Here is a 14360-nt window from a genome sequence, read left to right as displayed (position 1 = left end):
GCTTATGCTGGCACGACGCGGCTGCGCCCATGGGCCACACAAAACCGCTCTAAAAACCGCAGGAATTGGCAAAGTGAAACAGCGTCGTTGCCCAGATGCGAGTAGGTCGGGCCACCGCGTACGGTGAGGAAAAGATCACAACGATTGATGCAACCTATGTGAACATCAACCAGTACCGCGGCAGGGGCGTGAACCTTTTAGCCCCCGCCCCCGCCGTCATCTATGTGGCTATGAGGCCTGAGCTCAACAACACAACACTGGTTAGCAGCTACTGATTTTTCTTTGGACCAAGCCCACCGCCCATCTTTTCGTCGCCACCATCATCGTCATCGTCATCGTCGCTGCTGGCCACAACACCGATCACAAGTGCCAAAATCGCCACAGGAATGACCCACCCAGGAACGCTGCTAGCAGGTGCTGCTGCAACAGGGTCTTCGACCGCGACGGGTGCTTCAACAATTTCATCAGCCAGACCGCCAGCAGATACGGCTGTGCCTGTCAAAGCAAGCGCAGCAATAGCTGAGACACCAGTTTTAATTCGTTTGATCATCGATAACTCCATCTTCCAACCAATCAAAAGTTGCGCCAAAACTAAGCCTAGGCTTAACTTCACACAACAAAAAGTTAACTTTGAACTGCTTTGGCCACGCTACGCCTAAGCGCTAAAGCAACGGCGCTTGCTAAGCGCTCAAATCGCAGACAAACTGATGCCCCCAAGGATGCCTAATACGTTGAAATAAATCATGTTTAACCTACCCAAAACAATGCAGATAACTTGCGTCAGATCTGGGCGGCATCGTGACAAAGACGCATTTCTAGATGCTATTGAAGCGCGCGCAGCCGCAATTCGAGATTGTCTAGCGGGCAAATCTTCTCGCGCGGTAATTGCGACGTCGGACCCCATCGATTGCCTTGTGAGTCTCTTTGCGGTCTGGAAATGCGGCGCCTGTGCGGTCATGGTAAACCCTGCCATCAAAGCAGGTGAGCGGCAAAACGTCATTGCCACGACTGGGGCTGCGCTCTGGTTGGACGATAACTCGATGAAAGAATTGCCGCCGCAAGCAGAGCACCTTTATGACATAGACGGTGCTGCGCTCATCTTGATGACATCTGGCACGACCGGCACGCCCAAAGGTGTCACGCATAGCATTGATGGTCTTCGCCAACGGCTTGCAGCCAACCTGACTGCAATCGGGCCGACCGTGATGAAAAACACACTCTGCACTTTGCCTCTTTTCTTCGGGCACGGTCTTATCGGGAATGCTTTGACCGCACTTTACGCCGGACAGCACCTTTGGCTTTTGCCTAAAATCGAAATCCCTCAGATGTCCAACTTTGGAGCGACGCTCGACCAGCATGAGATCACGTTCTTCAGTTCGGTGCCGTCGTTTTGGAAGATGATCCTTGCGACGTCTCCGCCTCCTCAGGGCGCGATGCAGCGGGTTCATGTCGGGTCGGCCCCCCTTTCCCTCGCTCTATGGGAAAGCATAGCGAACTGGTGTGGCACTAAGGCTGTTTTCAACTCCTATGGCATGACAGAAACCGCCAATTGGATTTCCGGCGGAGCATTCTCAGACGTTGGCCGTTCCGACGGCTACGTGGGCCAACCCTGGGGTGGCGAATTTCGGGTGTTGCGTGACAACGGCTTACATAGCCACGGCGAAGGGCAGGTAGCGGTCAAAAGCCCAGGGCAGATGCTGGGGTTCTGGCGCAATCCTGAAAAGACACGCGAAGTTATGCTGGGCGACTATATGTTGACCGGTGACCTCGGACACCTTGCCAAAGACCAGTCACTGACCCTGGTCGGACGAACCAAGAATGAAATCAACGTCGCTGGCATTAAAGTTCTGGCAGAGGAAGTGGACATGCTGCTTGAGGGACACGCTCACGTCGCAGAGGCCTGCAGCTTCGGCATTCCAGATCCAATCTCGGGTCAGAGAGTGGCGGCACTCGTGCGCCCCACGTCAAACACTCTCGACACAATGGAACTGATCGCATGGTGCCGTGAAAACGCGCGCACGGATGCGGTACCTTCCAAGATTGAGTTTGTGACTGAAATACCCAAGAATGATCGGGGTAAGATTGCACGGATTGAGGCCCAAAAACAGATGGTAGAGAAATGGTTCTGAGCAAATTGCGGCGCAAGCCACCTGATCCCTATTTGTCTCAACCGGTCATCACAGAGCGCTTCAATCTGGTGAATTGCAATCGAGCGGAGGCGATCAAGGTGACGGCACCTTGGCGGAATGATCCCGAGATATTGCAGAATCTCATGATGCCACGCACTGATTATTCGCCGTACAAGTGGGCGAAATTGATGGGGCGCGCTGATGGGCATTCGCGTTTTACTCATGCAATTGTCGCCAAAGAGATCAAAGGCACAATTGGTGTTCATAAGCTGAAAATTGATGACTCGGGCACAGCAAGCCTGACGATTGTCATCCATGCACGCAGTTGGTGGGGCAAAGATGTCTTCGAGGAAGTGCGTACAGCGATCCTTGATCATTTTTCCAGATCGGATCGCGTTGTGCGTTTTTATGGCCGCGTGTTAAGTAGGAATGTTAGCTCAATCTATAACTATAACAAGATGGGCTTTCGCATGATCGGCTATGATCGCAAGGTGTGGCTATCACCAGGCACAGGGGAACATCATGATAGCATCCACTACGAGATGTTGTCCGAGGATTGGTTGAAAAAACGCCAGATTGAGGCAGAAGCAAATGCAGAGTGAAACGTTCGCGTTAGTGGCGGAAGCGCTCAACTTATCCCCGGACGATGTGACACCAGACACCAGTCTGATGAACACCGCTGCATGGGACAGTCTGGCGCATTTTCGCATGGTTCTGGCAGTGGAAGAGCGTTTAGGCCGCCCCCTCGATCCTATTGAGATCACGACATTGGTCGATGTCACATCGGTTGCACGTATCATAGACGTTCACACGCCTGAAACACCGTAGATCTAAATCTGACTCAGACTGCGAGACCAACCAACACGCAGACCCAAGCAACCCCCACACCAACCGCCGTCACCGCTACGGCCGCTGATCCGCAGTCTTTCGCATGTTTTGCCGCCTCCCGCTGTTCAGTCCCGATATCGTCAACCACCCGCTCAATCGCCGTGTTCATGCATTCGGTGGCCAGTACGATGATACCGCCCATCAAAAGCATCCCACGCTCGCCAGAACTCAAGGGCAAAACAAGGGCAAGTGTCCCAAAAACTGCATTTGCAACCAGCCATTGCATTAAGGACCCTTCGGTTTTGCAGACATGGACAAACCCATGCCAAGACCAGATTGCCCGTTGCCGTACCCGCAGAATTTGTTGCCACATAGTTGTTAACCTTTCACGCTTTAAGATGAGTGTGGGCGATCAGGCCGCGGCTGCCAAGGACCCGCTTTGACCTAACGAAACGTTTGACGGTCTTTGTGATCCCGCTACCGTTTGGACAAACAACACAAGGACCGCGCCATGTATCCGATCTATGCCCGCTCAGAACGCATTGCCGATGGGACCATGCACGCTGTGGGAGTACTGGGTGCAATCACCGGGGCCGTTGTTTTGATTGTCTGGGCATCTGGTCATGCTACGGCAGCGCAAATCGCCGCGATTGCTGTCTATGGTGCAACCCTGATCGCAACCTTTGTGGCCTCGGCTTTTTATCATATGACGCCGTGGGAAGGGATCAGACCCATCTTGCGCCGCTTTGATCACGCTGCAATCTATCTGAAAATCGCCGGGACTTATACGCCACTTGTCGTGATGATCGGCAGTTGGTTTGCCTATACCGTTCTGGCCGTTGTCTGGGGCCTGGCGGTGGTTGGTATGGTGCTCAAACTGTTTTTCTGGCGCACGCCAGGACGGTTTGGCCCCGCGCTCTATCTGATCATGGGCTGGCTCAGCTTGGCATTGATCTGGTCACTTTGGCCGATCGTGCCGGTCTCATCAATGGTGCTGATTGCGATCGGCGGGCTGCTCTACACCGCTGGCGTCCCCTTCTATGCCAGTGAGACTCTGAAATTCTCTACCGCGATCTGGCATGGATTTGTTGTCGCCGCGTCAGCCTGCTTCTTTGCTGCCATCGCGATAGCGACTACGACGATGGTCTAGTCCAGAAACGTCCAAGTCTCTGCGCCATCAAAGTGGCGCACAGGGATTGCCGCAGCGACATCAGGATCGGCGAGCCGCAGATTGACGGCCATATAGGCGTCTGGTTCGGTCGGGTTAAGGTTCTCCCAATGGGTCGTACATCCGCAGATCCTGCAACTATGAAACGCTAGTGATTTTTCGCCCCGCGCGTGGCCAAAGGTTGGCCCATTGACCGTGATCAGCGGCAGCTTGGCATAAATCCACAAGGCCCCCAGCCGTCGGCATACCGAACAATTGCAGGAAGTTGCCCGCTTTGGCGTGTCGTCGAATACATAGCTGACCGCACCGCAATGGCAGGTTCCCGTGATCATCGATGCCCTCCTTTGCTGGTATGGAATGCCTGACCTGACAGGTTGGACAGCGTTCCCTAGGGTCAGCATATGGTGTCATTTCGCACCCTGTGAGGCAATTTCTGCCTGCGTTTGCAGATTTTTAGTGAGTTTTTAGCGTGATCAGTATTCTCAATTTCTATGGCCCAACGTTTTTCGATGCTATTGGTATCGCCGGTTTCGGGCTTTACGTGCTGAACTATACGATGCTGACGTTTCAGCGGGTAAAGTCCGAAAGCATTGCTTATTTTGCAATCAATGGATCGGCGGCCACGATGGTGCTGATCGGTCTGACCAATGCATTCAACCTCGCCGCAGCGATGATTCAGGTTTTCTTTATTTGCATCTCCGGCGTGGCGATTTTCATCCGCTTGCGCACACGGCACATGGCAAGGTCACAGCTGCAATACTAGAGCCCTGCTGCAACCCTTTGGACTGTGCGCAGTCGATCCGCATTCGGCGGATGTGTCCCCAAGAAGCGATCGCCCGGATCAGGAATCCGAAAAAAGAACTCTGCCCCCCGCAATGGATCAAACCCCGCAGCCGCCGCGATCTGCGTGCCCAACGCATCTGCCTCAAGTTCAAAATCCTTTGAGTAGGTCCTCGCCCCGACAGAGGCGCCAATCCGTTGCGCGCCTTCGATATCTGCGGCCCCCAAAGCCTGAGCCAGACTGCCAATCAATAGCCCACCCAGGGCCGCATTTTGCTGCTGCTGAGCAATATGTCCGCGAATGTGATGGGCGGCTTCGTGAGCCATCACGAATGCCAGCTCGTCACGGTTGCGTGCCTCGGAAATCAACCCAACTGTGAATCCAATCACAGGTCTGCCATTGCGATCCAGCGTCTGATAGGCGTTCACACCCTGATCTGGGCGGCTGTCGACCACAATCCGGAAGTCACAGTTTTCCTGCTGTGACCGCGTGCTGCATATCTGTTCAGCAACGGGTTCGACCCGGCGCACAACAAATTCAAAGTTGTTAACGGCCTCACGCTGTGACAACCGCGGCGGTATATCCTGCGGTGACTGCATGGTGGCGCTCGGTGCCGATCCTGATTGCTCAATAGCGACAGGTGTACAGGCTCCCAGACCAAGCATGAAAACAATCGCCAAAAGACGCATAGCTACCCCCACTTCGAAAGATATCAGGGGCAAACCTATCATTTTCACCCACCGCTTCCAGCCTTGATTGCGTGATTGGCAAACCATGGCTAGGGTCAGCCCATGTTTACAATCGAACACGACTATGATGCTACCGTTGTGACCTTGGTCGACGAAGGCAAAGCCCCGCTAAAAGAAGATGTGATCATTAACGCCTTTGATGATTGTGTCACCATTGCCCAGGTCGATCCACGCAGCGACGAAGTGGTGCGCATTACGCTATCCCTGACACAGTTGCGCGATCTGGAGGCCGCTCTGGATTTGCCCGAAGGCATATATCAATTGCGCAAAACCTGAGCAGGTTGGTGGGGAAGGAGCCTCCGGCGGGGGTATTTCAGAACATGAGAAGATGGGTGGAGCGCATGACGACGGGGTTTTTCTGGGATGAGCGGTGTTTTTGGCACGGCGGCGGCAATTATGCGGGCATGCTGCCAGTCGGCGGGCTCGTCCAGCCATTGGACGGCGGTTTACCGGAGAGCCCCGAGACAAAGCGTCGCCTCAAGAACCTTATCGAAGTGACCGGGCTGGCGCGCGCGCTTGCGATGCGTGGTGCAGACCCCGCCACACGCGAGGATTTGCTGCGCGTCCATCCTGCACACTATCTTGATGCGTTCAAAGCCCTGTCAGATGCTGGCGGCGGCGAGTTGGGTCGCCGCACTCCCTTTGGCCCCGGCGGATATGAGTTGGCTGCTCTTTCGGCGGGCTTGGCCAAGACCGCCCTTGCCGCAGTGTTGAACGGTGAGGTCACCAATGCGTATTCGCTGTCGCGCCCACCCGGACATCACTGCTTGCCGGATTATCCCAACGGGTTTTGCCTTTTCAACAATATCGGCATCGCAATTGAGGCAGCCAAAGCGGCGGGCCTTGCCCAGCGCTTTGCCGTGCTGGATTGGGACGTGCATCACGGCAACGGGACCGAGGCCGTATTCTATGACCGCGCGGATGTGCTGACCATCTCTTTGCATCAAGAGCGGAACTATCCCATGGATACTGGTGATTTTGCCGACCGTGGCGATGGTGGCGGTTTTGGTTTCAACCTCAACATCCCTCTGCCGCCGGGAACCGGCCACACAGGATATCTGGCCGCAATGGAACGGCTGGCGCTGCCCGCCATCCGGGACTTCGCACCAGATGTACTGATTGTCGCCTGTGGCTTTGATGCCGCGGCCAATGACCCCTTGGGCCGCATGCTGGCCACGGCCGAGACGTTCACCATGATGACCCGGCAAGTGATGGCCGTCGCGCAGCAGGTTTGCGCGGGCAAGCTCGTGATGGTGCATGAAGGCGGCTATTCGAAAACCTATGTCCCATTCTGCGGTCACAATGTGCTGCAGGAAATGGCGGGAAGTACGATCACAGCACCCGATCCCTTTGCCGAGGTGTTCCCCTTACGCCAACCCGACGCCCGTTTTGATGCCTTTGTGGATAGCTGGCTGGCCGAGATGACCGCTGCACTTTAGGCTCGGTTGTCTTTGGCCCAACCTGATCATATCTGCGAAGAAACCATAACAGGATCGCCAATGCCCAAACCCAACTCTGCTGCACTCGACTTTCTGATGACCCGCCGCTCGCGCCCAGCCAAGACGCTGACAACACCTGTGCCGGATCGCGAAATGCTCAAAAAACTGCTCACCGCCGCAGCCCGCACGCCCGATCACGGCAAGTTGGAGCCATGGCGCTTTATCGTCCTGAGCAAACCCGCATTGCAGCGTCTGGCAGATTTGGTGCCAAGACATGGTACAGCGCTGGGTATCGACCCGGACAAGATCACCAAAGCGCAAGACCAGTTCGGCAAGGCTGATCTAGCCGTTGCGGTGATTTGCAGCCCCAAACCGTCTGAAAAGATACCACAGATCGAACAGATCTATTCGGCGGGTGCGGTCTGTCTGGCCCTCGTCAATGCAGCACTTGCCGCGGGCTGGGGTGCAAACTGGCTGTCCGGCTGGGCCAGCCATGACCGCGCTTTCATCACCGAGGGCCTTGGCTTGGCAGCGCACGAAACCGTTGCAGGTTTCATCCATCTCGGGACCGAGACAAGCGCACCACCCGAGCGCCCGCGCCCCGACTTGGACACCATCACAACTTGGGTTGACGCATGATCATTGCGTCCTTTGCCAAAGCGGTCGCACAACTGCCGGACCACAGGTTTCGGAGTGTCTTGTGGCGTGGAATTGGCCTGACAATCGCACTCTTGGTGGGCATCTATGCCGCACTGCTCTGGTTAATCGAATGGTTGACGCAAGAACCCATCACCCTGCCCGGTGTGGGCGAGGTCACATGGGTGGGCGATCTGTTGGGTTGGGGGTCGCTCGGCCTCGTGATTGTGATGTCGATCTTTCTGATGGTGCCTGTGGCGTCTGCAATCACATCGCTGTTTCTGGACGAAGTTGCCCAGGCTGTTGAGGACAAGCATTTCCCCAGCCTGCCAGACGTGCCCCGCCTGACGTTCTGGGATGGGTTGCGTGATACGGTCAATTTCCTTGGGGTTCTGATCGCCGCAAACATCTTTGCCTTCATTCTCTACGCTATCTTCCCCTTCGCGGCGATCTTCATATTCTATGCGCTGAACGGGTATTTATTGGGACGGGAATACTTTCAACTGGCCGCCATGCGCCGGATTGGACGGGCTGCAGCAAAAGACCTGCGCAAACAGCATAGCTCGAAGGTCTGGCTTGCAGGCTGCCTGATGGCCGTCCCGCTGACGTTTCCATTGGTCAACCTGATCATACCGATCCTGGGTGCAGCGACCTTCACCCACCTTTATCACGCGATCAGTCGCGGCTGACCTCGGGTGTGGACATCCGCTCAAACCAATCGATGTCACGGACCGAGACGGCGCCAGTCAGCAGGACAACAGCGATCACTGCCCAGATTGGCACCGCGAAATAGGTGGTGATTTTGGCTTTGCGTTTGAAGCTGAAGTTCGCAGGCGATGACGCATGTGTACCCGGTACGATCTCACCTGCTTCACCCTGCGTTTCCAAGCGCAAAGGTAGCACGATAAAAAATACGACCGTCCAGATGACGGCAAGAAGGACGAGACCAGAAACAGGACCCAAAGCGATGTTCCTTATGTAAAGTGGCTGATCATCAGATACGCCGATTGTACGTCACGGCAAGGGGTTAGACCTGCTCCAATTCCACCAGACAGCCATTGAAATCTTTGGGATGCAAAAACAGCACCGGTTTGCCATGCGCCCCGATCTTTGGCTCACCACCACCCAATACGCGCGCGCCTTCGGCCAACAGATGATCACGGGCGGCGAGGATATCATCAACCTCATAGCAGACATGATGAATGCCCCCTGACGGGTTCTTATCAAGAAAGCCCTGGATCGGGGATCCCTCACCCAGCGGGTACAACAGCTCAATCTTGGTATTGGGCAGATTGATGAACACAACCGTGACGCCGTGATCAGGTTCATCCTGCGGCGCCCCGACATCAGCACCCAGCATGGTGCGGTACTGGTTGCTGGCCGCCTCCAGATCGGGAACGGCGATTGCGACGTGGTTGAGGCGGCCAATCATAAGCATTTCTCCTGTTTTGAACCTTATGCCGTCAGCACAGTGCAGGTGCAACGGATGATGCTGTTAACCTCCTCTTCACCTTGCGGTGCTTTCAATAGGGTTCGCTGCCATAAAGGGAAGAATCACGATGGAAACACTTGATGACCTGATGTTCACCCGTGCACCAACTGCACGCCGCCCGCTTTTGGGGGTTACTGTGCTGGTTGTCGAAGACAGCCGCTTTGCCAGTGAAGCGGTACGCCTGATGTGCCTGCGATCCGGCGCCCGGATCAGACGAGCCGACAGTTTGGAAAACGCACGGCGGCACCTTGCGATTTACCGGCCCACCGTTCTGTTGGTCGATGTGGGGCTACCTGACGGCTCTGGCCTGTCGCTGATCCGGTCAGTGTCAGAGGCTGCGACGCGTCTTGACGTCGTTCTTGGGATGAGCGGAGAAGATCATAGTGCCGATGTGCTGGCCGCGGGTGCGGATGGTTTTATCGCCAAACCAGTGCAAAGCCTGTTGAACTTTCAATCCGCAATTCTTGAGCATCTGCCAAAGGATAGGCAGCCCCCTGCGCCGCGCGGCGTAAACGATGAAACAATTTGCCCCGATCCAATCGCCTATCGCGATGACCTCAATCATATAGCGCAAGTCCTGGATGACACTGATGATGACGGTGCGTTGGACTATGTCACACAATTTCTCAGCGGCGTCGCACGCAGTGCACATGATCACGATCTTGATGCCGCGGTAGAAAACCTGAGCAAGCTAAGACGTTCAGGCAACAACCCCGATGCTGGTGTTGTCGCCCTGACGCAACTGGTGCAAACGCAGATCGCTGCAGGCGGGCCGCTTTAGCTTTCAGGCGGCAAGACGCGCAGGCGCAACTCACGTAGCTGTTCGTTTTGCGGCTCGCTGGGTGCGTCCATCATCAGATCTTCGGCGCGCTGGTTCATCGGGAACATGATAACCTCGCGGATGTTAGAGGCATCTGCCAGCAACATCACGATCCTGTCGATGCCTGCCGCACACCCGCCATGGGGCGGCGCGCCGTATTGGAACGCGTTGACCATCCCGCCAAAGCGCTTTTCGACCTCGTCCTTGCCGTAGCCAGCCAGTTCAAACGCCTTGAACATAATTTCAGGACGATGGTTCCGGATCGCGCCAGAGACCAATTCATACCCGTTACAGGCCAGATCATATTGGTAACCTAAAACCTTGAGCGGATCACCTTCCAGCGCGTCCATCCCACCCTGCGGCATGGAGAACGGGTTGTGTTCGAAATCAATCTTGCCGGTCTCGTCATCCTTTTCGTAGATCGGGAAATCCACAATCCAGGCAAAGGCAAAGCGGTTCTGATCAGTCAGCCCCAGTTCGTCGCCAATCACATTGCGCGCCTTGCCAGCGACACTTTCAAACGCTTTCGGTTTGCCGCCAAGGAAGAACGCGGCGTCACCCAGGCCAAGGCCCAACTGCTGGCGAATTGCCTCGGTGCGCTCCGGCCCAATGTTCTTGGCTAGAGGGCCCGCGGCTTCCATACCCCCTTCAACTTCACCGGACTTCAGCTTGGCTTGCGCCTCTTTCACCGAAATCCCCAGCTCTTGCGCCACGGCATCAGCCGTCTTTTCACGCCAGAAGATATAGCCCATCCCGGGCAAGCCTTCCTTCTGGGCAAAGACGTTCATGCGGTCACAGAACTTGCGGCTGCCACCGGTTGGTGCCGGTATGGCGCGCACCTCGGTGCCCTCCTGCTCCAACAGCTTTGCAAAGATCGCAAAACCAGAGCCCGCAAAATGCTCAGACACAACCTGCATCTTGATCGGGTTGCGCAGGTCGGGCTTGTCGCTGCCATACCAGAGAGCGGCATCTCGATAAGAAATCTGTTCCCACGTCTGGTCAACTTTGCGTCCACCGCCAAACTCTTCAAAAATCCCGGTGATGACGGGTTGGATCGTGTCGAACACGTCCTGCTGCTCAACAAAGGACATCTCCATATCCAACTGGTAGAAATCCGTTGGCGACCGATCCGCGCGTGGGTCTTCGTCGCGGAAACAGGGCGCGATCTGGAAATACTTGTCATAGCCCGACACCATGATCAGCTGCTTGAATTGCTGCGGAGCCTGCGGCAGGGCATAGAATTTGCCTGGGTGCAAGCGCGACGGCACCAGAAAATCGCGCGCGCCTTCCGGGGAGGAGGCCGTGATGATCGGCGTCTGATATTCGCGGAACCCAGTGTCCCACATCCGGCGGCGCATGGAGGCGACAACATCTGAGCGCAGCTTCATGTTTTCCTGCATCGCTTCGCGACGCAGGTCGAGATAGCGGTACTTCAGGCGCGTTTCTTCAGGGTATTCCTGATCGCCAAAGACCATCAGGGGAGTTCCTTGGCCGCACCCAGCACCTCAATCGCGCGGATAAATACCTCAACCTCACCAGTCGGCAGCTTGGGGTTCACCAACTCGGGATCACGCGCCTTCACCTCACCATCAATACGGATGCACCATTCCGAGCGCACTTTCTCTACATCCGCAAAGGCCGCCGAGTCCGGATCACACAGTACCTGCGTGATGCCGTAGTGATCGCGCAGGTCGATAAACAGGATACCACCGTGATCGCGCACCCGGTTCACCCAGCCCGACAGGCGGACGGTTTCGCCCACGTTGGCGGCGGTCAGATCGGCACAGGTGTGGCTGCGGTAAGCGTGCATCGGGCAATTCCTCAAGGCGATTGGTCGGCCCGATACACATCTTTGCAGGTGCGAAGTCAACCGCTCCCTTCATCTTGGCTGGAAAACACCCGCCAGAGATATAAAAACCTCAGCTCCTCTTGGTCCGTCGCAGCACAAACCGGCAGGCTGGCGCACCCATCGCGCAACAGGTTTCCTCGGTGCAACGCAGGTGTGGATCAACCAAAGTGCGAAACAAGGTCTCGAACACCGCGCAATGCCAATGACAAAGCGGCACATCACTGACCTCACCACGCACAATGGGATTATCCGCGATTTCAAACGTTAGCGGCCCTGCGATACGAAAGGTGCCAGAACCGGCAAAGGTCCATGCATGTTTCGCAATTGCTCTTGACAACAATGGCCCGGCCAAGGCCGCGGGCAATGACTTCAGCACGACTTGCGCCATTTGCGGAATACGGTAGGCCAAGATGTACTGCGCCGTCCGTTCCCCCGCCGCCCAAGCCAGCGATGGCGCCATTTCCGGCTCAATTGCTCGCAACGCCTGATGCATTCGCGCCGCTGGCGCCTCGGGCATCATGCCATCGTCACCGGGTGCCTCAAACACACCGGCTGCCGCCATCACCTGATCGCGGAAACGGACGCCACCGGCCCGTTCCAACACCGGCAGCAACTGCAAAACCGCATTGGGCCCGATCAGGCCTGTGGTGTGGTTTGCATCCCTAAGCATCCTCCATTTGCTCAGAACCGCCCCCACAGGCCTTGATCTCGGCCCCATTGGGCATCTTGAAATCCGCATTCCGCTCTACCGCACGCGCCTTGCCCTGCGCGCGGATCGCCTCCCGCCGTTCGGCCGCTTTGGCCGCCCGATCAGCGCTTGCCTCCCAATCATCCATCTGCGCTTCAGCGATGGTGCGCGTTTCGTCAAACTGGAAATCGAGGTTGTTCTTCGACTGCGGCCCAGTGTAGCCCACCTTGCCCAAGTCATAGAACGTGCGGGCAAACCCCGCTTTCATAAAGGCCTTCAAACAGCCCAAAAGATACCTTCGTCGAAATCCGGTCCCGCGCCACGGGTAGTGGAACAAAGCTTTTTCATATAGAAACGCCGATAGTTGTTCATCACACCATCCAGCAGTTCGCCCCGCTCCATCGCCTTGGGCTTCATGATGGGCGTCACAAAGTTGTAACGGCTAAAGTCGAACACCTCGACCTTGTCCTTGAGTTCCTGAAACAGTGGCGTGAACGGCCAAGGCGTATACATCGCCCAATTCGCCAGATCGGGCTGCCAGTCCCACGCCATCTTGTAAGTCTCGTTCAGGGTCTCGGGCGTCTCATTGTCCAGGCCCACGATAAACTGCGCCTCCACCAGAATATCCGCCTCGCGCAGCAGACGAATGGCCGTCTTGTTTTCTTCAACCTTCGTCTCTTTGTTAAACTGATCCAGCTTCATCTGCGCGGCAGCCTCGGTCCCAAGGCTCACATGCACCAATCCAGCCTCGCGATAGAACTTCAGCAATTCGCGGTCGCGGTAGATGTCCGTCACCCGCGTATTGATCCCCCACTTCACACGGTCCGGTAAACCGCGCGCTATTAGCTCCTCACAGAATTGAATGAACTTCTTGCGGTTAATCGTCGGCTCCTCGTCCGCCAGGATGAAGAACCCCACGCCTTGCTCTTTTACCAGCCGCTCGATTTCATCGACCACCTTCTTGGGGTCGCGCACCCGGTAGTCGCGCCAGAACTTCCATTGGCTGCAGAAAGAACAGGTAAAGGGGCAACCCCGCGCCATATTCGGAATCGCAACGCGCGTATTGAGCGGAATGTAGATGTACTTCTCCCACTCCAGAATGGTCCAATCAGGGTCAATCCCGTCCAGATCCTTGACCGTACTCGCCGCCGGGTTCGCCACGATCTCACCTTCATCAATGAACGCGAGGCCCTTGATCTGGCGCTTGTTTCCAGGCCAACCACCATCGCGGACCGCGCACATCAACTCGGTCAATATCTCTTCGCCTTCACCGCGCACGATGACGTCGACCCAAGGGGCCTCTGACAAAACCTGCTTGTACATAAAGGTCGCATGGACCCCCCAGCATACGCAGCGCTTGCGGGGCTTGTTCCTGCGCGATCCGCAAAACCTCTTCCGCCTTGTAGATCGACGGCGTAATCGCCGTCGTCCCAACAACATCTGGCTGCAAATCAGCAATCTTCTCTGCCAAAACCTCATCCGACAGATCATTCGTCATCGCATCAATGAAATGGATGTCTTCAAACCCAACCCGGCGCAGCGACCCTGTCAAATAGGCAACCCAAGCCGGGGGCCAACTGCCTGCAATCTCGGCCCCGCCGGAGCGGTAATTGGGATGAACAAAAAGAATGCGCATGGCTGACTCTCCTATGTGTCTAATTTACTTTACATATCAGGTGTCCATTTTTGTTGACATAGATCAAACCAGCCATATCTGGGGAATTCCCGCACAACGCATATCCCCCCTTGCACATGGCCGCGCCATCCCTATAACCCACGAC

At 56.0% G+C, this 14360-nt stretch carries 17 protein-coding genes and 2 pseudogenes; 10 read left to right on the top strand and 9 right to left on the bottom strand.

Annotation, left to right across the window (positions count from 1 at the left end; all coding sequences use genetic code 11):
- Positions 1-268: 268 nt before the first annotated feature.
- Entirely contained in the window at positions 269-550 is a 282-nt protein-coding gene (locus QTO30_RS19750; protein WP_340425741.1) for a hypothetical protein, read from the bottom strand.
- A gap of 364 nt (positions 551-914) precedes the next feature.
- Here QTO30_RS19750 and QTO30_RS19745 point away from each other — a divergent pair, with 364 nt between their 5' ends.
- Genes QTO30_RS19745 through QTO30_RS19735 form a run of 3 tightly spaced genes read left to right on the top strand, consistent with a single transcriptional unit; the run spans position 915 to position 2957 of the window.
- Entirely contained in the window at positions 915-2129 is a 1215-nt protein-coding gene (locus QTO30_RS19745; RefSeq protein ID WP_340425740.1) for a class I adenylate-forming enzyme family protein, read from the top strand.
- The gene (locus QTO30_RS19740) at positions 2120-2731 is read left to right on the top strand and encodes a GNAT family N-acetyltransferase (protein WP_340425739.1); all 612 of its coding nucleotides are present in this window, start codon (positions 2120-2122) and stop codon (positions 2729-2731) included. Before QTO30_RS19745 ends, QTO30_RS19740 begins: the two co-directional genes overlap by 10 nt.
- Positions 2721-2957 carry an acyl carrier protein gene (locus QTO30_RS19735; protein WP_340425737.1) on the top strand — a complete coding sequence of 79 codons (237 nt, stop codon included), beginning with the start codon at positions 2721-2723 and terminating at the stop codon, positions 2955-2957. Before QTO30_RS19740 ends, QTO30_RS19735 begins: the two co-directional genes overlap by 11 nt.
- A 13-nt stretch (positions 2958-2970) precedes the next feature.
- Here QTO30_RS19735 and QTO30_RS19730 read toward each other — a convergent pair whose 3' ends face one another.
- Positions 2971-3330: a diacylglycerol kinase gene (locus QTO30_RS19730; RefSeq protein WP_340425736.1), complete on the bottom strand. Its 360-nt coding sequence runs from the start codon at positions 3328-3330 to the stop codon at positions 2971-2973.
- A gap of 138 nt (positions 3331-3468) precedes the next feature.
- Here QTO30_RS19730 and trhA point away from each other — a divergent pair, with 138 nt between their 5' ends.
- The gene (gene trhA / locus QTO30_RS19725) at positions 3469-4107 is read left to right on the top strand and encodes a PAQR family membrane homeostasis protein TrhA (RefSeq protein ID WP_340425734.1); all 639 of its coding nucleotides are present in this window, start codon (positions 3469-3471) and stop codon (positions 4105-4107) included.
- Here trhA and QTO30_RS19720 read toward each other — a convergent pair.
- Positions 4104-4457: a GFA family protein gene (locus tag QTO30_RS19720; protein ID WP_340425733.1), complete on the bottom strand. Its 354-nt coding sequence runs from the start codon at positions 4455-4457 to the stop codon at positions 4104-4106. The genes trhA and QTO30_RS19720 overlap by 4 nt on opposite strands.
- Positions 4458-4594: 137 nt before the next feature.
- On the opposite strand from QTO30_RS19720, the gene QTO30_RS19715 reads away from it, so the two are divergent.
- Positions 4595-4888: a CBU_0592 family membrane protein gene (locus tag QTO30_RS19715; protein WP_340425732.1), complete on the top strand. Its 294-nt coding sequence runs from the start codon at positions 4595-4597 to the stop codon at positions 4886-4888.
- Here QTO30_RS19715 and QTO30_RS19710 read toward each other — a convergent pair.
- On the bottom strand, positions 4885-5595 hold the full coding sequence (locus QTO30_RS19710) for a M48 family metallopeptidase (RefSeq protein ID WP_340425731.1): 711 nt from the start codon (positions 5593-5595) through the stop codon (positions 4885-4887). The two genes, QTO30_RS19715 and QTO30_RS19710, sit on opposite strands and share 4 nt — an antisense overlap.
- Before the next feature lie 102 nt (positions 5596-5697).
- Between QTO30_RS19710 and QTO30_RS19705 the strand changes: the two genes are divergently transcribed.
- The 4 genes from QTO30_RS19705 to QTO30_RS19690 all read left to right on the top strand — a co-directional run bounded on the left by QTO30_RS19705 (position 5698) and on the right by QTO30_RS19690 (position 8419).
- Complete coding sequence (locus tag QTO30_RS19705; RefSeq protein ID WP_340425730.1) at positions 5698-5931, top strand: hypothetical protein; 234 nt, start codon at positions 5698-5700, stop codon at positions 5929-5931.
- Positions 5932-5996: 65 nt separating this feature from the next.
- Complete coding sequence (locus tag QTO30_RS19700) at positions 5997-7094, top strand: class II histone deacetylase (RefSeq protein WP_340425729.1); 1098 nt, start codon at positions 5997-5999, stop codon at positions 7092-7094.
- 60 nt (positions 7095-7154) lie between these two features.
- Positions 7155-7733, top strand: coding sequence for a nitroreductase family protein (locus tag QTO30_RS19695; RefSeq protein WP_340425728.1), 579 nt, complete (start codon positions 7155-7157; stop codon positions 7731-7733).
- On the top strand, positions 7730-8419 hold the full coding sequence (locus tag QTO30_RS19690; protein WP_340425727.1) for an EI24 domain-containing protein: 690 nt from the start codon (positions 7730-7732) through the stop codon (positions 8417-8419). Before QTO30_RS19695 ends, QTO30_RS19690 begins: the two co-directional genes overlap by 4 nt.
- Here QTO30_RS19690 and QTO30_RS19685 read toward each other — a convergent pair.
- Positions 8406-8693, bottom strand: coding sequence for a DUF1467 family protein (locus QTO30_RS19685; protein ID WP_340425726.1), 288 nt, complete (start codon positions 8691-8693; stop codon positions 8406-8408). The two genes, QTO30_RS19690 and QTO30_RS19685, sit on opposite strands and share 14 nt — an antisense overlap.
- Positions 8694-8757: 64 nt before the next feature.
- Positions 8758-9162 (bottom strand): methylmalonyl-CoA epimerase, encoded by a 405-nt coding sequence (gene mce / locus QTO30_RS19680; protein WP_340425725.1) that lies wholly within the window; start codon positions 9160-9162, stop codon positions 8758-8760.
- Positions 9163-9289: 127 nt separating this feature from the next.
- Here mce and QTO30_RS19675 point away from each other — a divergent pair, with 127 nt between their 5' ends.
- The gene (locus QTO30_RS19675; protein ID WP_340425724.1) at positions 9290-10003 is read left to right on the top strand and encodes a response regulator; all 714 of its coding nucleotides are present in this window, start codon (positions 9290-9292) and stop codon (positions 10001-10003) included.
- Here QTO30_RS19675 and aspS read toward each other — a convergent pair.
- The 3 genes and pseudogenes from aspS to bchE all read right to left on the bottom strand — a co-directional run bounded on the left by aspS (position 10000) and on the right by bchE (position 14215).
- Positions 10000-11852 (bottom strand): annotated as a pseudogene (gene aspS / locus QTO30_RS19670) (aspartate--tRNA ligase). The gene QTO30_RS19675 and the pseudogene aspS sit on opposite strands and share 4 nt — an antisense overlap.
- Before the next feature lie 109 nt (positions 11853-11961).
- Positions 11962-12561 (bottom strand): bacteriochlorophyll 4-vinyl reductase, encoded by a 600-nt coding sequence (gene bchJ / locus QTO30_RS19665; protein WP_340425723.1) that lies wholly within the window; start codon positions 12559-12561, stop codon positions 11962-11964.
- A pseudogene (gene bchE, locus QTO30_RS19660) lies at positions 12554-14215 on the bottom strand (magnesium-protoporphyrin IX monomethyl ester anaerobic oxidative cyclase). The gene bchJ and the pseudogene bchE overlap by 8 nt, the downstream one beginning before the upstream one ends.
- Between the last annotated feature and the right edge of the window lie 145 nt (positions 14216-14360).

It is taken from the genome of Yoonia sp. GPGPB17 (genome assembly GCF_037892195.1).
In the GTDB taxonomy this organism is placed as follows: domain Bacteria; phylum Pseudomonadota; class Alphaproteobacteria; order Rhodobacterales; family Rhodobacteraceae; genus Yoonia.
The sequence above is the reverse complement of the archived record's forward strand: the minus strand, read 5'-3'. Positions and strand labels throughout refer to the sequence as shown.

What these genes read in the sequence shown, in the direction of transcription:
- QTO30_RS19750 (WP_340425741.1), bottom strand. Translation starts at nt 550, where the DNA reads ATGATCAAACGAATTAAAACTGGTGTCTCAGCTATTGCTGCGCTTGCT.
- QTO30_RS19740 (WP_340425739.1), top strand. Translation starts at nt 2,120, where the DNA reads ATGGTTCTGAGCAAATTGCGGCGCAAGCCACCTGATCCCTATTTGTCT.
- QTO30_RS19735 (WP_340425737.1), top strand. Translation starts at nt 2,721, where the DNA reads ATGCAGAGTGAAACGTTCGCGTTAGTGGCGGAAGCGCTCAACTTATCC.
- QTO30_RS19730 (WP_340425736.1), bottom strand. Translation starts at nt 3,330, where the DNA reads ATGTGGCAACAAATTCTGCGGGTACGGCAACGGGCAATCTGGTCTTGG.
- trhA (WP_340425734.1), top strand. Translation starts at nt 3,469, where the DNA reads ATGTATCCGATCTATGCCCGCTCAGAACGCATTGCCGATGGGACCATG.
- QTO30_RS19720 (WP_340425733.1), bottom strand. Translation starts at nt 4,457, where the DNA reads ATGATCACGGGAACCTGCCATTGCGGTGCGGTCAGCTATGTATTCGAC.
- QTO30_RS19710 (WP_340425731.1), bottom strand. Translation starts at nt 5,595, where the DNA reads ATGCGTCTTTTGGCGATTGTTTTCATGCTTGGTCTGGGAGCCTGTACA.
- QTO30_RS19705 (WP_340425730.1), top strand. Translation starts at nt 5,698, where the DNA reads ATGTTTACAATCGAACACGACTATGATGCTACCGTTGTGACCTTGGTC.
- QTO30_RS19700 (WP_340425729.1), top strand. Translation starts at nt 5,997, where the DNA reads ATGACGACGGGGTTTTTCTGGGATGAGCGGTGTTTTTGGCACGGCGGC.
- QTO30_RS19695 (WP_340425728.1), top strand. Translation starts at nt 7,155, where the DNA reads ATGCCCAAACCCAACTCTGCTGCACTCGACTTTCTGATGACCCGCCGC.
- QTO30_RS19690 (WP_340425727.1), top strand. Translation starts at nt 7,730, where the DNA reads ATGATCATTGCGTCCTTTGCCAAAGCGGTCGCACAACTGCCGGACCAC.
- mce (WP_340425725.1), bottom strand. Translation starts at nt 9,162, where the DNA reads ATGATTGGCCGCCTCAACCACGTCGCAATCGCCGTTCCCGATCTGGAG.
- QTO30_RS19675 (WP_340425724.1), top strand. Translation starts at nt 9,290, where the DNA reads ATGGAAACACTTGATGACCTGATGTTCACCCGTGCACCAACTGCACGC.
- bchJ (WP_340425723.1), bottom strand. Translation starts at nt 12,561, where the DNA reads ATGCTTAGGGATGCAAACCACACCACAGGCCTGATCGGGCCCAATGCG.